4 protein-coding genes and 1 pseudogene are annotated in these 5,727 nt (G+C 67.3%); all 5 read right to left on the bottom strand.

Annotated features, from left to right (window positions below; genetic code table 11):
• Window positions 1-145: 145 nt before the first annotated feature.
• Window positions 146-382, bottom strand: coding sequence for a hypothetical protein (locus AC08OU_RS21930; protein ID WP_476602240.1), 237 nt, complete (start codon window positions 380-382; stop codon window positions 146-148).
• A 115-nt stretch (window positions 383-497) separates the two neighbouring features.
• Window positions 498-941, bottom strand: coding sequence for a PIN-like domain-containing protein (locus tag AC08OU_RS21925; protein ID WP_476602241.1), 444 nt, complete (start codon window positions 939-941; stop codon window positions 498-500).
• Window positions 938-1,588, bottom strand: a complete 651-nt coding sequence (locus AC08OU_RS21920) for a DUF433 domain-containing protein (RefSeq protein WP_476605677.1) — start codon at window positions 1,586-1,588, stop codon at window positions 938-940. Before AC08OU_RS21920 ends, AC08OU_RS21925 begins: the two co-directional genes overlap by 4 nt.
• 437 nt (window positions 1,589-2,025) lie before the next feature.
• Window positions 2,026-5,376 (bottom strand): Swt1 family HEPN domain-containing protein, encoded by a 3,351-nt coding sequence (locus tag AC08OU_RS21915; protein WP_476605676.1) that lies wholly within the window; start codon window positions 5,374-5,376, stop codon window positions 2,026-2,028.
• A gap of 2 nt (window positions 5,377-5,378) precedes the next feature.
• A pseudogene (locus tag AC08OU_RS21910) lies at window positions 5,379-5,727 on the bottom strand (hypothetical protein); the annotation flags it as partial.

Here is a 5,727-nt window from a genome sequence, read left to right as displayed (position 1 = left end):
GAGTACTACGGTCGAATCTCTCCGGGTCAGCTGCGCGCGCCGCGCGCCATTCCTTAGCTATGGTTGAGATCATCGAAGGGGCAGATCCCGTCTGACGGCTCCTGCTCGACGGATGGGACCAAAGCCTCGCGACCGCGGGACGCAGTCACGAGACCCGGACCGTGTACCGCAAGGCGGGCGTCGCGTTCGTCAACTGGCTCGCGGCACTGCCGCCGACGCTTGGCTCGACGCCGCCGACGGCGAACAGACGCTCGCTGACCATGTGGGCTGGACGACCACCCAGATGATCAAGCGATATGGTGCCGCCGGCCGGGCCCGCCGCGCCCAGAACGAGCACGAACGCCTCGGCCTGGGCGACCGGATCTGACGCGTGATCGCGCACGGAGCGCCGAACGACCCCTGTAGAGGGCCGGGCCGACAACTGCCGCCACTGGGACGGGTGTGACGTACTCGCGACTGCCGGTGGTTCCCGCACCCCTACAGCGAGCCGCTCCCGATCATGGCGATATCTCGACCGGAGTCAGGGAGGTGCGGGTCGCGGTGTAGATGAAGGGGCCGGGCTTGCCCAGGAGGGCTTCGATCGCCCGCCACTGGCACATGACGATCTCCAGTTGGTCCCAGGTGCCTTTCGCCTCCTTGCCGGCGAGCGATACAAGACGGGCGCTGTTCTCCCGGACGGCGTTGATCTCCGATCGTCGGCCCTGGATCGCACTGTCTCGGGTGATGGCGAGCCAGCCGTGTTTGGCGGCGGTGGGAATCCAGACGTCGTCAAGGGTCGCTACATCAGTGATGGGACAGGCTGGACGTTCGCGTTTGAATCGTGTGATACCTGGATCGCCGGGGTAGGTTACGTCCGGCCGTAATCTACCCAGGAGCTTGCCGAGGCCGAGCAGGTCGGCATCGATGTAGAACCGGACGATCGCAGGCCTGAGCCGCGTCACGCCGCCCGGGCGGAGTACTCGTAGGCAAGCGCCCAGCGGACGTCTTGCGCCGTGAGGTCGAAGGCGTTGGCGATCTCCTCGACGTCTTCGTCTGCCTCGACGTGCTCCCACAGCACGACCGTGCTGATCCCGCCGATGGACGGGCTTCCGCCACGCAGGTTCGGGATGCAACGCACCGGGGAGTCGGTGTCGTCGTGTGGGCGCCAGGCCGCGGCGAGGTCGTCGTCACCCCAGTCGATCCGCTGGATGAACGCGTCGGCGGGGGGCAGCAGCAGCATCTGGCCACGGACGTCCGAGACGAGGCAGAATTCGGGAGCGAGGCCAGCTTCGTCCTGCGCCTGGAGCACGAGGGTCTTCCCGGAGACCAACGGTCTGCGGTCCGCGAGCGGGTAGGGGACGCCGAAGTCGTCGCGGAGCTTGTCGATGAACGCACGTAGCTCGGCCATCGGCACCCTGCGCTGGCGGTACTCACGCAGCAGCGCGGCTTCGACGAACTCACCCCAGGTCACGGCGGCCCCGCGGCCGCGGGGTTCCTGACGGATCACCGGCCGGTACAGGCGACCGCGCCGCTCGCCGCCCTCAAGCCAGCAGACGAGAGTGCTCTGCGGGACCCGCAGTAGCGCCGCCGCCACCGCCAGCGAGTACATCTCCCGGTCCAATACTGATATCACAGTTTTCCCCCACAATGACGCTTTCCGCCCCACAATCGAATACGAAGCATGACAGTTTGTGTTCTGGTTGGGGTAGCGTATCGGCTCCACCAGGCCAGCTCGGTGTTTCTGCCAGGTCGACTGGCCATACATGTCGCCTTGCGGCACTCTCAGGCCCCCGTCGTACCCCGCGGCCGGGACCTCGACGCGTCAGTCCTCGCCACGCCACCCCGGGCGGTTGGTGTCGAGCCATGCCTCGACTTCGACGACCGGGGCCCGCAGCCGTATCTGGTGACCGAGTATGTCGAAGGACCCACGCTGCATTCGTGGGTCCGGCGGACCGGCCCCGATGCGTGGCTCAACCCTGGAGCAACTGGCGATCGCCCACACCCGAGTTCCGCCGCAGGGTGCTCGACCTGATCGACACCGGCCGTTCAGCTCTCCTCGAAGCCCGACTGGTCGAACTTTAAGGTCCCGGCGTTCTCGGAGACGGTGCGGACTTGGCCTTCCTCGAAGCCGGTGCTCTTCGTGGCTTCGATCTCGATCTTCACGACGAGCTCGGTGCCGTCCTGGCGGAGGTTGGCGATGATCTCGTCGGCGACGTTCTTGAAGTCGAGGGCGATCTTGTCGGAATTCAGAGTCTTCACGCCGTAGAACCGCGTCTTGACCTTGCGATGGTAGACGCCCGGGTGGTCGGGGTCCGGTTTGAAGGGCTTCTTCGCGTCGTCCTCGCTCGGGCTCTCCGTCAGGCCCGGCGTCGCCGGGACTTCGGCGTCGCGCTGCTGGGCGGCGATGTCGGGACGCACCAGGAGCAGCGAGTCGGTGGCCGCCGGTGCGGCGCCCTTGTCCTCGGGCTTCCAAAGTCCGAGGTAGCGGCCGGCGGAGTCGTCATAGCCGGCGGCGAGCGCGAAGGCATCGGTCTGCCAGATCATCGGCAGGTCGATGATGCCCTCGTTGAGAACCGTCCTGTCGCGCAGGCGAGGCATGTAGGGGTACTGGCTGTAGAGCGCCCACAGAGCGCCGAGCGAGACCTGGCCGTCCTTCCAGATCTGCGGGACCTTGCTGATCGCCAGGCGGATCGTCGCCGCGGCCTGCCTCGTCGAGAGGTCGCCGTCGTTGCCGAGGCGGCGGGACACCCGCTCGGCGAGCGAGGTGGACTGCCCGTCGGCCTTAGCCTCCCGGATGACGAACGGCGCGCTCGGGTCCGGCTGGGCCGGGACGAGCGCCCAGGTGAAGGTCTGCAGGAGCCTGGCCGTGACGGTCTGGTCGGTCTGGGCCTGGCGCTGGGCGGCCTGCTTCTTCTGGTTCTGGGTCAGGTCGAGGTCGGCCTCGTTGTCGAGAACGTGCTTCCAGCCGAGGTAGTCGCGGGTGGCGGCGTCGAGCTCCCCCAGCCGGGCCTCGTCGGGGGCGAGGTAGACGAGCATGTTGCGGTTGGTCCGGTTGGAGCTGCCGCGCTGCTCGGTCGCCTTCTGCGCGAAGCCCTTGGCGACCGACTTGGTGCCCCGCTTGTGGGCGAACTTCGGGTGCAGGATGACGAGGCGCGCCTCACCGGTGTCCGGGATGTCGGCGTCGTTCTCCGGGCAGACGTGGACGCCGGCGAAGTCGCCCTTCAGGCGGCCCTGGCCGAGCAGCCGCGTGACGATCTCCTTCCACACGTCCTCTTTGTGGAGCCGCTCGGCCTGGTCCTTGGCGGTGCGGGTGATGTTGGGCTGGAGATCGTACCAGTGCTTGCCGGACCCGGAGTAGAAGTAGGTCGCCCGGTCACCAAGCTGGGTCAGCGCGGAGTGGAAGTTACCCGGGACGTCGCCGGGAATCGCGGTGCCGAGGAAGACCCGCTGGGTACCGATGCCCTTGTGGACCGAGCCGGGTGCGATGGTCGGGGCCGCGCCGAAGAACACCGTGCGGGCGAGCCGCTTGGTCAGCGCTCGCTGGCCGAACAGCGGCTTCTCCTTGTCGATGCGCGCCGGCTCGGAGTTCGGGCCGTCGACATCGGCGTCGATGATCGCCTTCCAGGAGTCCTGGAGGTACTGCGTCAGCTCGGCGTTCACGTTCGCGGTGGCGAGCGGGATCGAACCCGGCATGATCAGCGGTGACGCGTCCTCGCCCGTCCAGAGCGCGTGGATCACCGTGCTCATCAGCCGCAGCACACCGCGGGTGCGCTGGAATCGCTCCAGCGAGGACCACTCCTCGTAGAGGGTGTCGAACAGCTCCGGGCGGATCGGGTAGGTCCACCTGATGCAGTACTCGTACAACGTCTCGCGTGCCTCACGCGGGAAGTCATCGGTGTACTTGCGGTACAGCTCCACGTACGCCTTGGCGGTCGCTCCGATCGAGGCGAGCGCGGCGGCGTCAGGTTGCTTGAACAGCCACTGCCTGACGATGTGGTAGGCCTCGTCCGACGACGCCGGGCGCCACTGATCAGCCACCCGGCGCACGACGTTCTGGAGCCGCTTCAAAGCTTCCAGGCCGTTGGCGCCGCCGACCTCCTCGGCGTTCCCGGCCACGATCTCCGAGTCGCCCCCGCTCTCAGAGGCAGGAATCGAGATCGCGAGCAGGACGCCCGAGGTGCCCTTCGCGGCCTCGGTCAGCGACTGGGCGAAGGTGAACTGATCGTCGAACGTGCCGCCCGCAAGGTCGTCGCGGCCCACGAGTGAGCGGGCGTAGGCGACCCACTCGTCGATCAGGATGACGGCGGGCGCGTACTTCGCCAGCAGCGTGTGGAGCGCGTCGCCGGGATGGGTGCGGTTGCTGTCCGCGGTGGCGACGATGGCGTACGCCTCGGCACCGCCGAGCTGCCAGGCCAACTCACCCCAGATCGTGTTGACGTGGGTGCCGTCGTCCTTGGTGACACCGGACGGGCTGAGGTGGTTGCCCACGATCGCGACCCGGTTCACCTCGGTGCCGGGGTAGCCGTTGGCGGTGAGCAGTTCCTGGGTCTCCTGCGGGAACTCGCCCACGGGAAGTCCGGCGGCCACGTGCCACAGCGACAGCATCGAGTGCGTCTTGCCGCCGCCGAAGTTGGTCTGAAGGTTGATAACCGGAGAGGCATTGTCGTCACCCGAAAGACGCCGCACGGCGCGGCCAATCAGGTCGCAGAGACCTTCGGTAAGATAGGTGCGCTTGAAGAACTCGACCGGGTCGGCATAGTCGGAGTCGACCTCGCCGCCGACGGCAACCTTGTAGAGGTTAGCCGCGAACTCGGAAGCGTGGAAGTTGCCGGTCGCGACGTCATCGTGGGGCTGGAGCACTTCGCGCCACGGTTTGAGGCCGGTGGCCTCGGGGTTGTCGACCGCGGCCTTGAGGACCTTCTTGTCGTCCTTGTCGGCGGCCACGCGACGCAGGTTGAGCCGGATGCCGCGGACCTCGTCGGTCTCGGCGTTCGCGCCGATGAGCTTGAGCAGGCGTTCGCCCGTGTCGAGTGCGCGGTAGGCGTCGTCGTCGCTGAACGAGCCGTTGTGCGCCCACGCGTTGCGCACCTCGCGCAGCTCGCTGGCGTAGGTCTCGCCGACGCGCCCGACGGCCTGATTGAACGGGTACCAGCCCTGCTTGTAGCCGCCGGTGATGTTGCCCTCGGTGAGCAGGCGGAACTGGACCTGCGGGTCGAGCGGGTCGTAGCTCTTGCTCGCGGGGGCGCCGTTCTTAAGGTCCTTCGCCTGGACCAGCTTCGTCCACTCAGCCCCCAGCGCCGGGTCGGCCTGTCCGATCACCGACGAGATGAAGTCGTCCAGCGCCGGGGCGAGGACCTGGAACATCCGGTCGATGCGGTCGCGGTTGCTCAGCGCCATGTCTACTCGTCCTCGTCGAAGTCGATCGCGAACTGCGTCTTGGTGGGCTTCTTCTGGGTGCGCGCGACCTCCAGAATCTCCGGCCAGCTCGTCACGAGGCTATTGAAGCTCAGAGCGTCCTTCGTCCAGCCATTGCCCTCCGCGATGCGGAAGAGAAGGTGTGTGAGCTCCTTGATGAGGTCAGCATCGACGGCGCCGTCTGGGCGGCTCAACGCCGCCTGGAGGAAGTCGCCCGCCGGGATGATACCGTCCCGTTCCAGCACCTTGATCAGATGGTGGAGGGCCTCCCAGTTGCTGGTGTGGCTGTCCTTCAGCACGTCGTAGTCCCACGACAGGTCGGCGGGCTTGATG

The sequence above is a fragment of the Frankia sp. CcMO1 genome (assembly GCF_977945845.1).
The sequence above is the reverse complement of the archived record's forward strand: the minus strand, read 5'-3'. Positions and strand labels throughout refer to the sequence as shown.

What these genes read in the sequence shown, in the direction of transcription:
- AC08OU_RS21920 (WP_476605677.1), bottom strand. Translation starts at nt 1,588, where the DNA reads ATGTACTCGCTGGCGGTGGCGGCGGCGCTACTGCGGGTCCCGCAGAGC.
- AC08OU_RS21915 (WP_476605676.1), bottom strand. Translation starts at nt 5,376, where the DNA reads ATGGCGCTGAGCAACCGCGACCGCATCGACCGGATGTTCCAGGTCCTC.